Origin of the sequence: Enterococcus sp. DIV1682a (assembly GCF_051711005.1) — a bacterium.
Taxonomy (GTDB): Bacteria; Bacillota; Bacilli; order Lactobacillales; family Enterococcaceae; genus Enterococcus_B; species Enterococcus_B hirae.
This window is the reverse complement of sequence record NZ_JBIOLT010000001.1, coordinates 2275317-2294454: the sequence shown is the minus strand read 5'-3', so window position 1 is coordinate 2294454 and position 19138 is coordinate 2275317. Positions and strand designations below refer to the sequence as shown.

Below are 19138 nucleotides of genomic sequence, written 5' to 3'. Positions count from 1 at the left end.
AAAAGAGGGGTTTCTTATGATATATTTTGATAATAGTGCGACAACCCCAATCTTTCCGCAAAGTTTAGATGCCTATATAAAGACAAGTCAGCGGATTATTGGGAATCCGTCAAGTTTGCATGATTTAGGCAATCAAGCAAACCGTTTGTTACAACAAGCTAGAAAACAAATTGCTGAGCTGATCACTGTTACTCCAGATGAAATTTATTTTACTTCTGGTGGGACAGAAGGCGATAATTGGGTACTTAAAGGGACGATGATTGAAAAACGTGAATATGGAAACCACATGATCATCTCTGGGATAGAACATCCTGCTGTAAGTGAAACAGCTGAACAACTTAAATCTCTAGGGGTAGAAGTTAGTATAGCGCCAGTAAATAATCAAGGATTTGTCATTGTTGATGAATTGAAGAAACTAATTCGTAAAGACACGGTATTGGTTTCAATCATGGCAGTCAATAACGAAATTGGATCAATCCAACCAATTTTAGAAATCAGTGAGTTGCTAAAAGAATACCCTAAAATCCATTTTCATGTGGATGCTGTGCAAGCAATCGGAAAAGTTTCTTTATCTGAATGGCTGACCGAAAGAGTTGATTTTGCGACGTTTTCAGCTCATAAATTTCATGGACCACGTGGTATAGGTTTTATTTATTGGAAGAAGGGACGACGTTTAGCACCGCTTCTTAATGGCGGTGGCCAAGAAAAAAATCAACGAAGTGGAACAGAAAATGTTCCTGCGATTGTCGCAATGGCGAAAGCCTTACGAATTGCACTGGATCGAAAACTTCAAAAGCCAGATCACACCAAACATTTAAAAGAGGCATTGATCAACGCTTTGAAAGCCTATGAAAAAGTGACTATTTTTTCAGAGGGAGAAGATTATGCACCACATATCTTATGTTTTTCACTCAAAGGGATTCGAGGAGAAGTCCTTGTTCATGCGTTAGAAGAAAAACAAATATTTATTTCTACAACTAGTGCTTGTTCTTCTCGTAAACACCTTGCAAGTAGCACGTTGCATGCCATGCATGTGCCTGATGATTTAGCTACGTCAGCTGTTCGCATTAGTTTAGATGAAAGTAATTCTATGGCAGAAGTAGAACAATTTATGATCATTTTTAAACAATTATATAAGAAATTTTCAACCATCAATTAATCAATAAGGAGTGTTTTTGTGAAATATAGTGAAATCATGGTCCGCTATGGTGAACTGTCAACAAAAGGAAAAAACCGTAAAAGTTTTATTATGCAACTTGCTCAAAATGTTCGTCAAGCATTGAGTGATTTTCCCGAAATCAAGATCCATGCTGATCGTGACCGGATGCACCTACTGTTAAATGGTGCTGATAGTGCATTAGTTATACCTAAATTGGCTAAAATTTTCGGTATCCAAAATTTCTCACCAAGTATTCGAATCGAAAAAGATGTTCAAAAGTTAAAAGATGCAGTTCAAGCTATCATGAAAGAAGTCTATACAGGAAAAGAAACCTTTAAAATTATTGCGAAACGTAGTGACCACGACTTTGAATTAACAAGTAATGAATTAAATCAAACGTTAGGAAATGCGGTGGTAGATATCTTCCCTGATATAGAAGCACAAATGCGTAAACCAGATATTCCACTACGGGTAGAAATCCGTCGAGATGCTGCTTACCTATCCTATGAAACGATTAAAGGAGCAGGCGGATTGCCAGTGGGAACGAGTGGTAAAGGCATGTTGATGTTGTCTGGTGGAATCGACTCACCTGTGGCTGGTTACTTTGCCATGAAGCGTGGTGTCGAAATTGAAGCGGTCCACTTTGCTAGTCCACCTTACACGAGTGAGCAGGCATTGCAAAAAGCAAAAGATTTAACAGCAAAATTGACTCCTTATGTCGGTAAAATTGAGTTTATCGAGGTACCGTTTACTGAGATCCAAGAAGAAATCAAGAAAAACATTCCGCAAGGGTACTGGATGACGATTACTCGACGGATGATGCTGCGATTAACGGATGAGATCCGCCGATTACGCCATGGGTTGATTATCCTTAACGGGGAGTCTTTAGGACAAGTAGCTTCCCAGACCTTACAAAGCATGGTTGCTATCAATGAAGTAACGAATACGCCTATCATTCGTCCAGTTGCTACGATGGATAAATTAGAAATCATTGAAGTAGCTGAACAAATCGATACCTTTGAGCTTTCAGTCCAACCATTTGAAGATTGCTGTACGATTTTTGCCCCACCTCAACCAAAGACTCGACCACGCCTTGATAAAGTTCATCAATACGAAGAACGTTTACCAATCGAAGAAATGATCGAACGAGCTCTTTCTGGTTTAAAAATGGAAACGATCCATACAGCTACCGAAGCTGAACAAGTAGAAGAATTTGCTGATTTGTTATAAGAGTCTTGAAATTATCGTGGAGCTTTGACAAGAATAAGACAGTAGATTGAACCGTTTTTTTATGTTTAATAAAACATATTTTAAAAACATTACTTTTTATTTGTTCTTACACTTATTTAAGAGTCTGGGGTCAATCCCAGACTCTTTTTTATGTTCCCTACTGTTGCTCTAAGAGAGGATAAATGATAAACTGACTATGTGAAGAAATTAACAAAGGAGTTTGAAGATGGGAGAAAAAATAGCGGTTTTACCAAAAGCAACAGCTAAAAGACTACCTTTATATTTACGTTATTTAAAAATGCTCAATGATTCAGGTGTGAAGCGGATTAAATCAAATGAATTTAGTCAAATCACCCAAGTACCTTCTGCGTCGATCCGTAGAGATTTTTCATATTTAGGGGAGTTGGGGCGCAGTGGCTATGGTTATGAAGTGCCTTATCTGATCGAAGTATTTGATCGGATCTTAAAGACGGAAGAGGAAAAACGAATTGCCTTAGTTGGGTATGGAAATCTAGGGAAAGCTTTAAAGCACAATAATTTTAGAAGAAATGAAAATTTGAATATCGTCTGTGTATTTGACAATGACCCTAAAATCGTCAACCAAGAAATCGATGGTCAATTCATTTATCCAATCGAACAGTTTGGCGAAATCGTCAAAAAAGAAAAAGTAACAGTTGCGATTTCAACGGTTCCAAGTAAACACTCCCAGTCAGCAATCGATGAAATCGTGAAAGGTGGCGTATCAGCGATCTTAAACTTTGCTCCTGACCGAGTGATCGTACCCAAACATGTGAATATTCAATACATTGATTTGACGACAGAATTGCAAACGCTTATATTTTTTAACGAGAAATATTCAGAAGTTTTTTTATGACAATCCATAGTTTTAGCGCTTAGAGCCAATGTTTCTAAGCGTTTTTTTATAACGTATGTTTATATCTATTTTTGTTTGTTTACAATCATAATACTGATATAATAGCTTTCAGTTCATTGTATCATCGTGTGTAGGGATTATAAAATAACAGGTTTTTTTGAAAGAAGAACCCTTTTTTAGGAGTGAATGACAGTAATAAAGATGAATGCAATGGATAGAATCACTGTTGTAAGAAAAAAGTTAACCTGAAGGAGGCGGTTATGAAACAAGTTGGAGTAAAAAATACTAATGAAGTTTAAGATTTGATTGAATGTACATAAAAGGAACAATTCTTAATTCTTATGATTCAGGCTAGATATGAATGTCTAGCAAAACAGACAAGCCACGGATGCTATAACAAAAAAATGTAAAGGATGGTAAAAAAATGAATCAAGAGGAGAAAAAAGCAAAAATCACTGCAGATGAGGCATACGAAATCCTTACCTTGCTTGAAGAAGAAGTGACACCTGAATTGGTGAACAAGTACGACAAAGTGTTAGTTTTGGGAAAACAAGGAACAGTTGAGTTGATGACACAAATTTATGTTGAGTCTCAGTTCACACTGGTAAAAGATTCTGTCAGACACCAAGTCAATACTTCCTTTAAAGAAACGGACCGTTTAGAATTTTATAAAAAAAGTATTATCGAAAAACTAAAAAAAGAAAATCGATCAGATTTAGGGGATCAATTAGAAGATTTATTGAATAGTGGGGCAAAAATAGATCGATTTGATAGATTCTATAGATTATTGAATTCTCCAGAGTTAAAACAACAGTTATCCTATTTAGGGAGACTTGTTTTTGGTGAAAATCAATGGCACAAATTTGAAACAGTTCAGGCATTTAAAGAAGAATTAAAGGAGACAGAATCAAAAACAAATAGTCCTTTATCGGAAATGATGAAAAAAGATCTGAGTGAAATCGAAAATCAACGAATCATGAATGGACTTCGATCAATTGATAATAATCTGGAAAACGATGACTATCTTCAGCAATTAAAACCGGAACAGATTGCAACGATTATGCTTCAGTTAAAGATTAATTACCCAAACTGGTCCGAGAAAAGCTTTGAACAAGTTAATAAGCAATTGAACACTCATTTAAATGAAGAAGATAAGATTCAAACAAATAAAATTTTGAATGAAAAAGAACTGATCTTAAAAATATCCGCAATAAGTACGGAAATGGGAGAAATAGCGAAAAATATAGCACATAACCTTACCGATGATATGAAAGTTAGGTATGTAGTGGAAGAAGTAAGAAAAGAATTAGAGAAACAGAAAGTCAATTACCTTTTTCTTGAAGTACGGAAAATAATTGATCGTACACTATACGAACATGAAATTGATTGTGATTACCGTTCCGACAGGGAAAAAGCATTAGATTTATTATATAGTTATCAGACAAAAAAAGAAATACTTCCAAAAATCGAAGAAGCACTCCAGCAAAAAAAGGAGGGAGAGACTTTATCAACAGTCATTTATTCTGTAATGATGAGAGAATGGGAAAGTCCAAGTGATGTAAACTATCTTAAAGAAAGATATGGGGATGACGGAGAAGGACTATTAAAGGAAACCAAGGACCTTTCACAAGCTGAGTCTCTCCTTCAATCAATTAAAGAAGCACTTCGTTCACAAAATATTAATTTTACTGAATCGGATGTAATCAATTGGACGGAAAAATGTTTATCAATGGATGAAAAAAAGCGGCAAAGGGAATCCCAAGTTGTAATAAATAAGATTAAAAATAGTTTATTGAAGATAAAAAAATCAAAAAATATAGAACAAACCAGAGTCAATAAAGCAATTAGTCGGTTTCAAATAGATTTAAATAATAAAAAAGAAGAAATAAAAAAACAAATGAAATATAGTGTGATTGAGGTGTACAAACTTAGAGATAATCGAGTTAGTATAGAGGAGCAATTTTCAAATATCCTTAATCAAAAAGAAGAGATACAAAATTTTATACATACATATCCCAAATTAAAAAACATCATTGACGAGTGTATCAAGCAAATTCCTTTAGTTTCTGTTGATCTTAAGATGGTAACGACTAAAGAAGTTGAGAGCAACAATAATAGATATTTTAACAATCTTAATAAGGTGCTGACTCCATTCGAAAGGGAGTGGTGGCAAAAGGAAAGCGATAAGATTAAGCAGTTTATAAATACTTACGTAAGTAAGAAGAATCTATTAGTGTCTGATGTGAATCGACAGATTGAAGAATTACTAGTGGAGGATGAGTATTGTTGTTCCCAGGTTGTTTTGTCTTTCTTAGTATATTCATCTGGTGTATCTAAAAATTTAAATCCTAAATACACGGCAGGGTATCTTAATAAAGACTCAGAACACCAACAGAATCGAGGGAAAATTAAAGGATTAGTTGAGAGTTTCAAGGAATTACACTCACATAGACAGGAAACGAAGCAACTTAAAGAACTGAATATAGACGTTGAACCAACTCTAATGCCCCAGGGAACAAGTAATCAATCTCTAATAAGTACTTCAGTAAAGGAACCAGAGAGAAAAAAGGAGCAACCTAAAGAAAAGTCTGCAGGTATTGAACCAACATTAACACCTCTCGGAATCAGTAATCACTCTCTAACAGATAAACAAACCAAAACGCCCCTTGTAATAAAAAATCAAACATTCGAGGAGCAAATGAATCAGTCTACAAATGTGGCTGATAGTCTAAATCAGGAGAAGTCCGCTGGTATTCAATCAATACCAATTCCCAAGGAAATCAGGGATCAATCTCTAACAAATAAATCACCTCAAACGGCTAATAGTCTCTCTCTGACAAGTAAATCAACCCAAACGACTAATAGTCTCTCTTTGACAAGTAATAAATCAACTCAAACGCCCAATAGCCACCCAGTAATAAAAATTCAAACACTAGAGGAGCGAATGAATCAGTCTACAAATAAGGCTAATAATCTAAATGAGATGAAGGAAGCAGGAAAAAATCAGCCTTCTGTAAGAAATTTAAAAAATTTCTTTGAACAGTTACGATCTGAATAAACAAACATTGTCAATACTGCTTATTGTTTAGTCAATTATTTATAATAGGCGAATCATAAGCCTAAAGAGGTACTATTTAGGGAAATACGATTCTTACCGTCTTTTATTGACTTTAAAATTGAACCATTGTAAAATGAGGCATAACGTTGATCAAGAGGAGTAACTAGTTACAGCCTTTTAGAGAGAGAACGAGATGGTGGGACGTTCTTAGGAGAGACTAGTGAAGGTAGCTTGGGAGTTTTTATCTTGAACCCTTTATCGTGTACAGCAAACCGATAAAACCTAGAGATAAACGAGTCGTGATCGTTAACTCACATGAGAGGTAGTAGGAAACTGCTACAAATTAGGTGGTACCGCGTAAATCAATACGTCCTAAAATACGAAAGTATTTTAGGACTTTTTTTATTTTTAAGGAGGACATCAGTATGACGGAAGAAAAAAATCTATCAACAAAATACAATCCGCAAGAAGTTGAAGCTGGCCGTTATGAAAAATGGTTGGAACAAGATTTGTTCAAACCAAGTGGCGATCAGAAAGCAAAACCCTATTCAATCGTAATCCCCCCACCAAATGTTACAGGAAAACTTCACTTAGGACATGCCTGGGATACGACTTTACAAGACATGCTGATTCGTCAAAAACGGATGCAAGGCTTTGATACCTTGTGGTTACCTGGGATGGACCATGCAGGGATCGCTACACAGGCAAAAGTAGAAGAAAAGCTTCGTCAACAAGGAATTTCGCGTTATGACTTAGGACGTGAAAAATTTGTGGATCAAGTATGGGAATGGAAAGAAGAGTATGCAAGCCATATCCGTGAACAATGGGCAAAAATGGGCTTATCTCTCGATTATAGTCGTGAACGTTTTACACTAGACGATGGCTTGTCAGAAGCTGTTCGTAAAGTATTCGTGACACTTTATGAAAAAGGCTTGATTTACCGTGGTGAATACATCATTAACTGGGACCCACAAGCACGCACTGCTTTATCGGATATCGAAGTGATCCACAAAGAGATTGAAGGTGCTTTCTACCACATGAGCTATGAACTGGCTGATGGTTCGGGTGTAGTGGAAATTGCAACGACTCGTCCAGAAACTATGCTAGGTGACACAGCGATTGCTGTACACCCAGAAGACGAGCGTTATCAAGCGTTGATCGGCAAAAAAGTAATTTTACCATTAGTAAATAAAGAAATTCCGATTATTGCAGATACGTATGTTGATATGGAATTTGGAACAGGCGTAGTGAAAATTACACCTGCGCATGATCCAAATGACTTTGAGGTAGGTAACCGTCATGATCTGCCACGTGTAAATGTGATGAACGAAAATGGAACGATGAATGACTTAGCTGGAAAATATGCAGGTATGGATCGTTTCGAAGCACGTAAAGCGATTGTCTCTGATTTGAAGGAAATCGGACGATTGATCAAAATTGAAAAAATGATCCATAATGTTGGGCATTCAGAACGTACGGGAGTAGTCATTGAACCACGCTTGTCCACACAATGGTTTGTTAAAATGGCTCCATTAGCTGAGAAAGCAATGAAAAATCAAGAGACTGATGATGCAGTTGAATTTTTCCCACCACGTTTTAATCAAACATTTTTACGTTGGATGGAAAATGTTCACGATTGGGTTATCTCTCGTCAATTGTGGTGGGGACACCAAATCCCGGCTTGGTACCATAAAGAAACGGGTGAAATGTATGTAGGGATGGAAGCTCCAGAAAATAGTGAAGAGTGGGTACAAGATCCAGATGTATTAGATACTTGGTTTAGTTCAGCGTTATGGCCTTTTTCAACGATGGGATGGCCAGATGAAAATAGTGCTGATTATCAACGCTATTTCCCAACAAGCACATTAGTAACTGGCTACGACATTATCTTCTTCTGGGTTAGTCGAATGATTTTCCAAAGCTTAGAATTTACAGATCGTCGTCCGTTTGAAAATGTTTTGATTCATGGGTTGATTCGGGACGAGCAAGGACGTAAGATGAGTAAATCTCTTGGAAACGGCATTGATCCAATGGAAGTGATTGAAAAATATGGCGCTGATGCCTTACGTTGGTTCTTATCAAACGGTTCAGCACCTGGTCAAGATGTCCGTTTCAGCTATGAAAAAATGGATGCAGCTTGGAATTTCATTAATAAAATTTGGAATGCTTCACGTTTTGTTATTATGAACAGTGAAGGCATGACAGTTGAAGATATTACGCTAACTGGCGAGAAAACTGTGGCAGACCGCTGGATCTTGACACGTCTAAATGAAACGATCGCTAAGGTTACTGAACTCTTTGATCATTTTGAATTTGGGGAAGCTGGGCGTCAGTTGTATAACTTTATTTGGGATGATTTTTGTGACTGGTATATCGAGATGAGTAAAGAAGTCTTGTATGGTGATGATGCTGTCTCAAAACAAACAACACAAAGTATTTTGGTGCATACGTTAGATCAAATTTTACGTCTATTGCATCCAATTATGCCATTTGTTACTGAAGAAATTTGGCAACACATCCCACATCAAGGTACTTCTTTAGTAGTTGCTGATTATCCGGTGGTTCATCCGGAATTTAATGATGAAACAGCTTCAAAAGGGATGGAAGTACTCAAAGAACTAATTCGTTCCGTACGTAATATTCGTTCTGAAGTGAATACACCATTATCCAAACCAATTACATTAATGATTAAGATCAATGATCCGAAAATCGGTCAATTCTTAACAGAAAATACCAGCTATATCGAGCGTTTCTGTAATCCAGAAGAGCTAACGATCTCAAGTGAAATCGTTGCGCCTGATCTAGCAATGTCAGCTGTATTGACAGGTGCAGAAATTTTCTTACCATTAGCAGGTTTGATCAATATCGAAGAAGAAATCAAACGGTTAGAAAAAGAACTAGCGAAATGGACAGATGAAGTGAAACGAGTACAAGGAAAATTAGGCAATGAACGCTTTGTTGCCAATGCGCCAGCAGAAGTGGTTGAAGCAGAGCGGGCAAAAGAAAAAGATTATTTGGACAAACAAGCAGCAGTTACAGAAAGAATCCGCAGCTTAAGAACCATCCAGTAATCTGACATTCGAACAATCGTACAAATGCAAAAGAGAGCGGAAAGTGGTTGAAAAACATTTCCGCTCTTTTTTTAAGTAAAAAGCAAGACGTCAGCACAAATAAGTAGAATCAGAATGGGCTATTCAGTATTTCTTCTTTTACATATACTACGTCTTTTTCTGTGATTCCGCTTGCTTTTTGCTATAATAAATATGGAATGGGGGAAACGTTGATGAAAATAGAAGAAGCAATCGCATGGATCCATAGCCGCTTGCCATTTGGCTCTCGTCCGGGACTAGATCGAGTGGAGGCATTATTAGAGATAGTCGGACATCCTGAAAAACAGGTAAAAACGATCCATATCGCAGGAACCAACGGAAAAGGTTCAACGGTTACGTATCTGAGATGTCTACTAGAAGAAGCAGGACTGACAGTGGGGACATTTACTTCGCCGTATATTGAATCTTTTAATGAACGAATCTCGATCAATGGACAAGAAATTCCAGATCAAGACTTAATCAAGCTTGTACAAAAATACCGACCACTTGTTGAACATTTGGATCGATTTGAAGCAGTTGCCGGAATCACTGAGTTTGAAACGCTGACAGCAATGGCATTTGATTATTTTTTGTGTCAAAAAGTCGACGTTGCTATTATTGAAGTTGGGTTAGGCGGTTTACTAGACTCAACAAATGTTGCCGTACCATTACTTACAGGAATCACCACGATTGGCTTGGATCATACGGATATTTTAGGAGAAACAATTGAAGAAATCGCTGCCCAAAAAGCAGGAATAATCAAGCAAGGGGTGCCTGTCGTTACGGGAAATATCGAAGAAAGAGCTTTAGAAGTAATCAAAAAACAGGCTAGACTAAGAAATGCCCCCCTTCATATTTTTGGCGAAAACTATCAAGTTACTTATCAACATCCAGCTGAGCAATGGGGAGAAGTATTTTCATTTCATAATGAGCATGGAAAAATGACCTCGCTTACGATTGGCATGATTGGACAACATCAGACAGAAAATGCTGGTATGGCAATTGAACTATACCAAGTTTACTGCAAGATGACAGGAATACCATTTAGTGAAAAAGAAATTCGCAAAGGACTGAAAAAAGCGCACTGGCCTGGACGAATGGAAAAATTAAGTGAAGAACCTTTTGTTATTTTAGATGGCGCTCATAATACACATGCAGTCAGCCGTTTGGTTCAAAATTTGAAGAAAGAGTTCAAAGATTATCGGATCAATATTTTATTTTCTGCACTAAGTACAAAAGATGTAGAAGCAATGCTAACCCAATTAAAAGCAGTTCCTAATGCGCATTTGTATTTAACGACGTTTGAACACCCGAAAGCATTGGATTTAAGCACCGTGACTGATCTTGTAGATGAAACAGTTTCAATTGTTTCATTATGGCAATTTGGTTTAGCTGAAATATTAGAAAAAATGACCAATGAAGATGTCTTAGTGGTTACAGGTTCCCTTTACTTTATTTCTGAAGTACGAACACTATTGTTACAGTTAGGAGGAAAAAATGAATTATAAAGCTGTCATTTTTGACATGGATGGGTTACTCTTTGACACAGAAATCGTCTACTATGAAGCCTCGCAAATGGTTGCTGATCAAATGGGCTTTCCTTACGACAAAGAATTGTATTTGAAATATCTAGGTGTATCAGATGAAGAGGTTTGGGCAAATTATCATCAGATCTTTGCAAGTTTTGGGAAAAATAATGTCCAAAAATTCATTAATGATGCTTATGAAGAAACGATCAGACGGTTTTCCTTAGGTGCAGTGCAATTAAAACCAGGAGTAATTGAATTACTGGACTTTTTAGAAGAACACCGAATACCTAAAGTTGTCGCTTCTAGTAACCAACGTCATATTATTGAGCTATTATTGGAAAAGAACCAACTGACAAACTATTTTGAAACGATTGTTTCAGCAGAAAATGTCAAACGTGCTAAACCTGATCCAGAAATCTTTTTGCTTGCCCATGAATATCTAGGAACGAAAAAACAAGAAACATTGGTTCTGGAAGATTCTAAAAACGGGATACTTGCAGCAGCAAGTGCGGAGATCCCAGTGATTATGATTCCAGATTTGTTGGCTCCTTCAGAAGACTTGCAACAAAAAACGTTAGCAGTTTTATCTTCTCTACACGAAGTACCAGGATATCTAAAAAAATAAAAATAGCTCCCCCCTTTTTTCGTATCTTATTAGTGAGAAGAAGAAAGGGGGGATTTTATGGAAAAAAATTTGCTGGATGCTGTGCCAGCAACCTCACTTCCAAGGGAGCGGATGTTGCTTTACGGAGAGAAAGCACTCTCTGATCAAGAATTACTTGCTATTTTATTACGCACGGGACAGCATCCCTATAATGTCTTGGAACTAGCAGGTAATTTGTTGAAAACATTTGGTGGACTTGCACTGTTAAGACAGGCAACGCTGTCTGAGCTGGAAAAAATACGAGGAATTGGTCAGGTTAAGGCTCTTGAAATCAAAGCACTGATCGAGCTAGGAAAAAGAATCCAAACACAGCATGTAGCGGTACAACCCACGATCCATGCCAGCTATGAATTAGCGCATCAATTAATCATAGAATTAAAGGATCACAAACAAGAACATTTGATTTGTATTTATTTGGATACTAAGAATCAAGTATTGTTGAAAAAAACGCTATTTATTGGTTCCCTGGATCAAACGATCGCACATCCAAGAGAAGTGTTCCATTATGCTGTTCGATATTCTGCAGCAAGAATTATTTTAGTTCATAATCATCCCTCGGGGAATGTTCTTCCATCTAAACAAGACTTGCTTTTTACTAAAAGAGTTCAAAAATGTGGGGAGATGATGGGAATCGATGTCTTAGATCATTTGATCATTGGATGCAAACAGTATTTTAGTCTGAGAGAGGAGGGATTGATGGAAGAGGAATAAATTGAATAAGTGGAAGTAGCTTTCTTGCAAAAAAAAAGAACCAAGTGTACAATTATATTGTAATTTTGTTTGGGAATAGAAGTTGAAACATCTGTTGCACCTCTATCGTACGCGAGCAATGTTACAATCAATTAAGTGCTTAGGCACGAGGAGGGTATTATTAATGGAAAACGGAACAGTTAAATGGTTCAACGCTGAAAAAGGATTTGGTTTTATTTCACGTGAAGACGGAAGCGATGTTTTTGTTCACTTTTCAGCTATCCAAGGTGACGGATTCAAAACTTTAGAAGAAGGTCAAGCAGTGACTTTTGATGTTGAAGAATCAGATCGTGGCCCACAAGCTGCTAATGTTGAAAAAGCTTAAGTAGAGCGAGTAAACTAAATAAGTGTTGTTCACCTATTTAAACATGTTAAGAGCGTAAGTGATTACGCTCTTTTTTGTTACAAAAAAACTTATAATGGACAACTGCGCCGAACTTTACCCATCTATGTAGGTAGTCGGCGCATGCAGCCATTATAAGTTTTTCATTTATTTTTCTTCATCAGGTGTCATCACCATTGGAAGGATCATTGGATGTCTTTCTGTTCGTTCAAATAAGAAAGGTTGTAAAGCGCCTGTCATGGCTTCTTTCAGTTTATGTTCAGAGCAATCAGGAGCATTTAACACTTCACGCAATGCATGGAAAAGGATGCGTTGCGCCTCATTGATCATCTCACCTGATTCACGCATATAAACAAAGCCACGTGATAAAATATCAGGTCCCGCTAAAATTTCTTTCTTTTTGATGTCGACAGTAGCAACTGCCAGAACTAGTCCTTCTTCAGATAACAAATGACGGTCTCTCAAAACAACATTTCCAATGTCACCGATCCCGCTACCGTCGATATAGACGTCACCGGCAATAAAATGTCCGGCTGGACGAGCGGTTTCGCTAGTCAAAGCCAACACATCTCCATTTTCCATAATAAAGCAATTTTCAGCAGGTACACCAGTATCTTGAGCAAGGGAAGCATGGATCTTCAACATTCTGAATTCTCCGTGGACTGGAACAAAGTATTTAGGCTTCATCAAACGAAGCATCAGCTTTTGTTCTTCTTGACCACCGTGTCCAGAAGTATGGATATTGTTGATTTTCCCATGAATGACTTCTGCACCAGCTTCAGATAATAAATTGATCAAATGGTTGACGCTGGTAGTATTCCCAGGAATTGGTGAGCTTGAGAAAATGACGGTATCATCTGGTTGGATCTGGATTTGGCGATGGGTACCATTAGCAATACGACTTAAAGCAGCCATCGGTTCACCTTGAGAACCAGTACATAAGATCATCGTTTCATTCGCAGGTAATCGATTGATTTCATGTGCATCAACAAAGGTTCCTTCTGGGACTTTGATATAGCCTAAACGTTGGCCGTTAACGATCGCATTTTCCATACTGCGTCCAAAAACAGCAATTTTTCTGCCGGTAGCAACCGCTGCATCTGCTGCTTGTTGTAGACGGAAAATGTTTGAAGCGAAGCTGGCAAAAATGATCCGACCTTCGATTTTCTCAAAAATCTTTAGGATCGAAAGACCAATCGTTTTTTCTGATTTTGTAAATGTTGGGATCTCAGCATTTGTACTGTCTGATAGCAAGCAGAGTACGCCTTCTTCACCGATCCGTGCCATTTTGTGCAGGTTAGCAGGTTCACCGACTGGGGTGAAATCAAATTTAAAGTCACCTGTTGCAACGATATTACCAGAAGGTGTTTTTACAACGACACCCAACGCATCAGGGATACTATGGGTTGTTCTAAAAAAGCTGACCGATGTTTTTCTGAAACGAATCACGGTATCTTCATTGATTTCATGCAATTGTGCATCTCTAAGCAAGCCATGTTCATCCAACTTATTGGTAATCAGTGCAAGCGCTAATGGCCCAGCATAAATAGGGATATTCGCTTGTTTCAACAAATAAGGAATGCCACCGATATGGTCTTCGTGTCCATGCGTGATCACCAGTGCTTTCACTTTGTGTATATTTTGAACGATATAGTTGTAGTCAGGAATTACGTAGTCAATCCCAAGCAGATCATCTTCTGGAAACTTGATTCCAGCATCAATGATGATAATCTCATCTTGGAATTGTACCCCATACGTGTTTTTCCCGATTTCACCTAATCCACCAATAGCAAAGACGCCTGTCTCATTATTTTTGATGGAAAGTTTCATTTTAAAACTCCACTAATGTGAATTCAGCATTTTCTTTTTCGTATTCTAGATGACTGCCTTCTAGAAGTTGAACGAATTCAATGTTGTATGGGGTATTTTCTTCCACTTGTTGACGTGCGTCAACATCACTATTTGCTTCAATGTAAAGTGATTTTGTTTCTTCCCGTTTAGGATTACGGATTTTTGATTCTTGATAATATACTTTGTAAATCATGTTTATGTCTCCTTTATCTGCATGTCGCAGTAATTTAGCTAGTTGATTTTTTTTAGACAACACAAAACGAGGGGTCAAGCCACCTGTTTTTTGATATGCTTTGATTAAAATGAGCGATTCTAATCAAAGAGACAAGCCTCGTTTTGCTTCTCTGTTCGGAAATTTTTTCAACCGTACCTTCTGTATGAATTCATACAATAGTTAATTGCTATTTTAGCATAAAAAAGTGGATAAGTATAGAAATCAACAAGGTGGAAAGGAAAAATGTTTTTTATCATTTAAATGTAATAAAAAAAATTTTTGATGAGAGAGGTGTTCTATATACTATAGGAGTGTGCTATTATTTTTATTAATAGCTAAATTTATTCTAATTAAAAGGAGATGAGAGTTTGAAGTTGATGTGGCACTATACCATGCGCTATAAGAAATATTTGTTATTAAATTTCATCTGCGTATTTGGTTTTATTTTAATTGAGTTAGGCTTACCAACGATTTTAGCTCGTATGATTGATGTCGGGATTCGTAACAACGATTTTGGTTATGTAAAACAACAAGGGATCTTGATGGTCGTGATTACTGTGGTTGGGATCATTATGAATATTCTATTAGGCTATTTTGGTTCACGGATCACGACGAACATCGTTGCGGATATTCGTGACGATCTATTCAAGAAAATCCAGAGTTATTCTCACCAAGAATATGAAACATTGGGGGTTGCTTCGTTGATCACGCGTACGACGAATGACGCTTATCAAATTATGCTGTTCTTACAAAATATCTTACGGATCGGATTTATGACACCGATGATGTTTGTTGTCAGTCTTTATATGGTTATGCGGACCAGTGTTTCATTGAGTTATTATGTGATCGGAGCTCTACCGTTTTTACTACTTTCAGTGGTTGCGATTGCGAAATTTTCTGAACCGTTATCAAAAAAACAACAGAAAAATTTGGATAAGATCAATAGTATTTTACGTGAAAATCTTTCAGGATTACGTGTTATCCGGGCATTCGTTAATGAAAAATTTGAAGAAAAACGATTTGCGAAAGTTAATGATAACTATACAAAAAGCTCGAAAAGCTTGTTTCGTTTAATGGCTGTTGCACAGCCTGGATTCTACTTCCTGTTTAACATTGTAATGGTCTTGATTATTTGGAGCGGAGCGGTTCAAATCGATGCTGGTTCACTTCAAGTGGGGGATCTGATTGCATTTATTGAATATATTTTCCATGCATTATTCTCCTTCATGCTGTTTGCAAGTGTCTTTATGATGTATCCACGGGCAGCTGTTTCAGCAGGGCGTATCCAAGAAGCATTAGATGCCTCACCGTCGATCAAAGAAGATCCAAATGGTGTATCTGAAACAAAAACCAAAGGATATATTGAGTTTAAGAATGTGACATTTGCTTACCCTGGACATTCACAAGAACCCGTGATCCGTAATGTGAGTTTTACTGCTTCGCCAGGAGAGACAGTCGCATTCATCGGTAGTACAGGTAGCGGGAAGTCAACGTTGATTCAATTGATTCCTCGATTTTACGATGTAAGTGATGGGGAAATCCTTATTGATGGCGTAGATGTCAGGGACTATCGCTTGAGTAAATTAAGAGATAAAATTGGTTTTATTCCTCAAAAAGCATTGTTATTTACTGGGACGATCGCAGATAATTTAAGATATGGAAAAGAAGATGCTACGCAAGAGGAGATGGAGCGAGCAGCTGAAATCGCACAAGCAACGGACTTCATTTCGAAGAAAACGGATGGGTATGATGAACTTCTTTCCGAAGGTGGAGCTAATTTCTCTGGAGGACAAAAGCAACGTTTAGCGATTGCCAGAGCTATTATTCGACGTCCGGAAATCTATATTTTTGATGACAGCTTCTCGGCACTTGATTATCAAACGGATGCAAAACTTCGAGCTCGCTTGAAAAAAGAAACGACCGAATCAACGGTGTTAATCGTGGCGCAGCGAGTGGGTACGATCATGCATGCTGATAAAATCATCGTCTTGAATGAGGGAGAAGTCGTAGGTATCGGGACACACCGTGAATTATTAGAAAACTGTCCAATCTATTATGATATCGCAGCTTCGCAATTATCGAAGGAGGAATTAGCATGAAACAAACATTATCTTCCTTAAAACGATTAGCTCGATACATCAAACCTTATCAGTTAACATTTTTCTTTGTGCTGTTGTTTACTGTTTTGACGGTGATTTTCAACGTTGCTTTACCCTACGTTGTCGGATTGCCAACTACTGAGATCAGTCACAATATTGCAAACAACGAAGCGATTAATTTTTCTTATATTTTCAATTGTTTGATTTGGATCACGATCGTGGGCGTTGGTTATTGTGTTTCGCAATTACTTTCAGGTGTTTTGATGACGAATGTCGTGCAAAGTGCAATGCAAGATTTGCGAAGAGATATTGAAGAAAAAATCAATCGATTGCCTGTTTCTTATTTTGATAAAAATCAACAAGGAAATATCTTATCTCGGGTGACGAATGACGTAGACGCAGTCAGTGGAGCGTTACAGCAAGCGTTTATCGGTGTGGTGAATGCTATTTTAGGGATCACACTGGCAGCAGCGATGATGTTTTATATCCAGCCATTGATGGCGTTGATCTCGATGATCATGATTCCAGCATCTATCTGGATTTCAAAACGTGTGATCAATGCTTCGCAAAAATATTTCCAAGAAATGCAAAATTCGTTAGGGGATTTAAATGGTTATGTCCAAGAAAATATGACTGGTTTTAGTGTGTTAAAAGTTTATGGACGTGAGCAAAAAACGTTTGAAGGATTCAAACAAGTCAATCATCGATTGAAACATTATGGATTTAGAGCAGCCTTTATATCTGGATTGATGATGCCCTTAGTTCAGTTGACCGCATATGCTACTTATATCGGTATGGCTGTATTGGGAAGTTTTTACGTCATTACGGGTGTCATCGTTGTGGGGCAATTACAAGCATTTATCCAATATATTTGGCAAATCAGCCAGCCAATGGGGAATATCACACAGTTATCTTCTGTATTGCAAAGTGCATCTGCGGCTACCAGACGTGTCTTTGAGATTTTAGATGAACCAGAAGAAAAAGAAAATAAAGTGGATGTCACTTTACCAGAAACAGTAGCAGGAAATGTTTCATTTGAACATGTTGATTTTGCTTATGACCCTAAAAAACCGTTGATTCAAGATTTGAACTTTGAAGTAAAAGCTGGTCAAACAGTTGCGGTAGTCGGACCAACCGGTGCAGGGAAAACCACTCTGATTAATTTATTGATGCGTTTTTATGATGTGAGTCATGGGGCAATAAAAATCGATGGTATTGATACTAAAACGATGAGTCGTAGTGATGTCCGCTCATTATTTGGGATGGTTCTTCAAGATGCTTGGCTCTATGAAGGGACAATCGCTGATAATATTCGTTTTGGTAAATTAGATGCGACGGATTATGAAGTCGTTGACGCAGCAAAAACAGCTAACGTTGATCATTTTATTCGGACAATGCCTGATGGGTACGAAATGGAAATCAACGCTGAAGGTGACAATGTTTCGTTAGGGCAAAAGCAATTATTGACTATTGCCAGAGCCGTGGTTTCTGATCCTAAAATCTTGATACTTGATGAAGCTACTAGTTCTGTCGATACTCGTTTAGAAGCATTGATCCAAAAAGCAATGGATCGTGTAATGGAAGGACGAACAAGTTTTGTTATTGCTCATCGCCTTTCAACGATTCGTGATGCGGATTTGATCTTAGTGATGGATCAAGGACAAATTATCGAAAAAGGAACGCATGAAGGGCTGTTAGCTCAAGGCGGATTCTATGAAAAACTGTACAATAGCCAATTTGCTGAAGATGTTGCTGATGCTTGATACCGTTTAAACCAAGAGGTTGTGAAAGAAGCGGGTAGCTCCGATGACAATAAGAAAGAATTTTTTGAAACAGCTTCTCATGTTTTGAAAAATTCAGGCTTATTTCAAGGAGTTGCTTCTTGAACACCGTTTAAACCAAGAGGTCGTGAAAGAAGCGATCAGCTCCGAGCAAATAAGAAAGAATTTTTAGAATAGAGAGACTGAGGAAAAACTTTCCTCAGTCTCTTTTAGTATCTCTAAAAATCGAATAAACAGTGAGATAAAAGTAGCATCAAGAAATAAGAAGCACCAAGTAGGTAACGATCAACAGCAAAAAACGAGTGTTTATGCTTCTTGTTAATTTTCAGAAATCCCTTCTTATTTATTAAAGCTAAACATTTTTGTCTCACCTCTTTTTTTATTTGTTGGACTACTATACAAAATAAAAATAATAGGATCTGAGCGTTACGATAATTTTGTAGTAGAAAAAAGATCAAGGGAGGCGAAATAGCATTCAAAAATGCTTCTACTACTGG

At 37.4% G+C, this 19138-nt stretch carries 13 protein-coding genes and 1 other annotated feature; of the genes, 11 read left to right on the top strand and 2 right to left on the bottom strand.

What is annotated here, in order from left to right; all coding sequences use genetic code 11:
* Positions 1-16 precede the first annotated feature (16 nt).
* From IGJ23_RS10485 to IGJ23_RS10445, 9 genes are all read left to right on the top strand, one after another.
* Positions 17-1159 (top strand): cysteine desulfurase family protein, encoded by a 1143-nt coding sequence (locus IGJ23_RS10485; RefSeq protein ID WP_010738070.1) that lies wholly within the window; start codon positions 17-19, stop codon positions 1157-1159.
* Between the two features lie 18 nt (positions 1160-1177).
* Positions 1178-2389, top strand: coding sequence for a tRNA uracil 4-sulfurtransferase ThiI (thiI, locus tag IGJ23_RS10480; protein ID WP_010718731.1), 1212 nt, complete (start codon positions 1178-1180; stop codon positions 2387-2389).
* Between the two features lie 226 nt (positions 2390-2615).
* Positions 2616-3263, top strand: coding sequence for a redox-sensing transcriptional repressor Rex (locus tag IGJ23_RS10475; RefSeq protein ID WP_010718730.1), 648 nt, complete (start codon positions 2616-2618; stop codon positions 3261-3263).
* Between the two features lie 424 nt (positions 3264-3687).
* On the top strand, positions 3688-6321 hold the full coding sequence (locus IGJ23_RS10470) for a hypothetical protein (RefSeq protein WP_438774937.1): 2634 nt from the start codon (positions 3688-3690) through the stop codon (positions 6319-6321).
* A 137-nt stretch (positions 6322-6458) separates the two neighbouring features.
* Positions 6459-6699, top strand: a binding site (T-box leader).
* 47 nt (positions 6700-6746) lie between these two features.
* A complete protein-coding gene (locus IGJ23_RS10465; protein ID WP_010718728.1) occupies positions 6747-9392 on the top strand; it encodes a valine--tRNA ligase in 2646 nt (881 codons plus the stop codon).
* Between the two features lie 212 nt (positions 9393-9604).
* Positions 9605-10918: a bifunctional folylpolyglutamate synthase/dihydrofolate synthase gene (locus IGJ23_RS10460; RefSeq protein ID WP_010738066.1), complete on the top strand. Its 1314-nt coding sequence runs from the start codon at positions 9605-9607 to the stop codon at positions 10916-10918.
* Positions 10908-11564 (top strand): HAD family hydrolase, encoded by a 657-nt coding sequence (locus tag IGJ23_RS10455; RefSeq protein ID WP_010718726.1) that lies wholly within the window; start codon positions 10908-10910, stop codon positions 11562-11564. The genes IGJ23_RS10460 and IGJ23_RS10455 overlap by 11 nt, the downstream gene beginning before the upstream one ends.
* Positions 11565-11621: 57 nt before the next feature.
* Entirely contained in the window at positions 11622-12314 is a 693-nt protein-coding gene (radC, locus tag IGJ23_RS10450; protein ID WP_034698946.1) for a RadC family protein, read from the top strand.
* Positions 12315-12477: 163 nt separating this feature from the next.
* Complete coding sequence (locus IGJ23_RS10445) at positions 12478-12678, top strand: cold-shock protein (protein WP_010718724.1); 201 nt, start codon at positions 12478-12480, stop codon at positions 12676-12678.
* A gap of 165 nt (positions 12679-12843) precedes the next feature.
* On the opposite strand, the gene rnjA is transcribed toward IGJ23_RS10445, so the two are convergent.
* Both rnjA and IGJ23_RS10435 read right to left on the bottom strand, forming a co-directional pair.
* Positions 12844-14526: a ribonuclease J1 gene (gene rnjA / locus IGJ23_RS10440; protein ID WP_010718723.1), complete on the bottom strand. Its 1683-nt coding sequence runs from the start codon at positions 14524-14526 to the stop codon at positions 12844-12846.
* Between the two features lies 1 nt (position 14527).
* Positions 14528-14740 carry a DNA-directed RNA polymerase subunit epsilon gene (locus tag IGJ23_RS10435; protein ID WP_010718722.1) on the bottom strand — a complete coding sequence of 71 codons (213 nt, stop codon included), beginning with the start codon at positions 14738-14740 and terminating at the stop codon, positions 14528-14530.
* Between the two features lie 389 nt (positions 14741-15129).
* On the opposite strand from IGJ23_RS10435, the gene efrA reads away from it, so the two are divergent.
* Positions 15130-16860, top strand: a complete 1731-nt coding sequence (gene efrA / locus IGJ23_RS10430) for a multidrug efflux ABC transporter subunit EfrA (protein ID WP_010738063.1) — start codon at positions 15130-15132, stop codon at positions 16858-16860.
* A complete protein-coding gene (efrB, locus tag IGJ23_RS10425) occupies positions 16857-18623 on the top strand; it encodes a multidrug efflux ABC transporter subunit EfrB (RefSeq protein WP_010718720.1) in 1767 nt (588 codons plus the stop codon). Before efrA ends, efrB begins: the two co-directional genes overlap by 4 nt.
* The last annotated feature ends 515 nt before the right edge of the window (positions 18624-19138 follow it).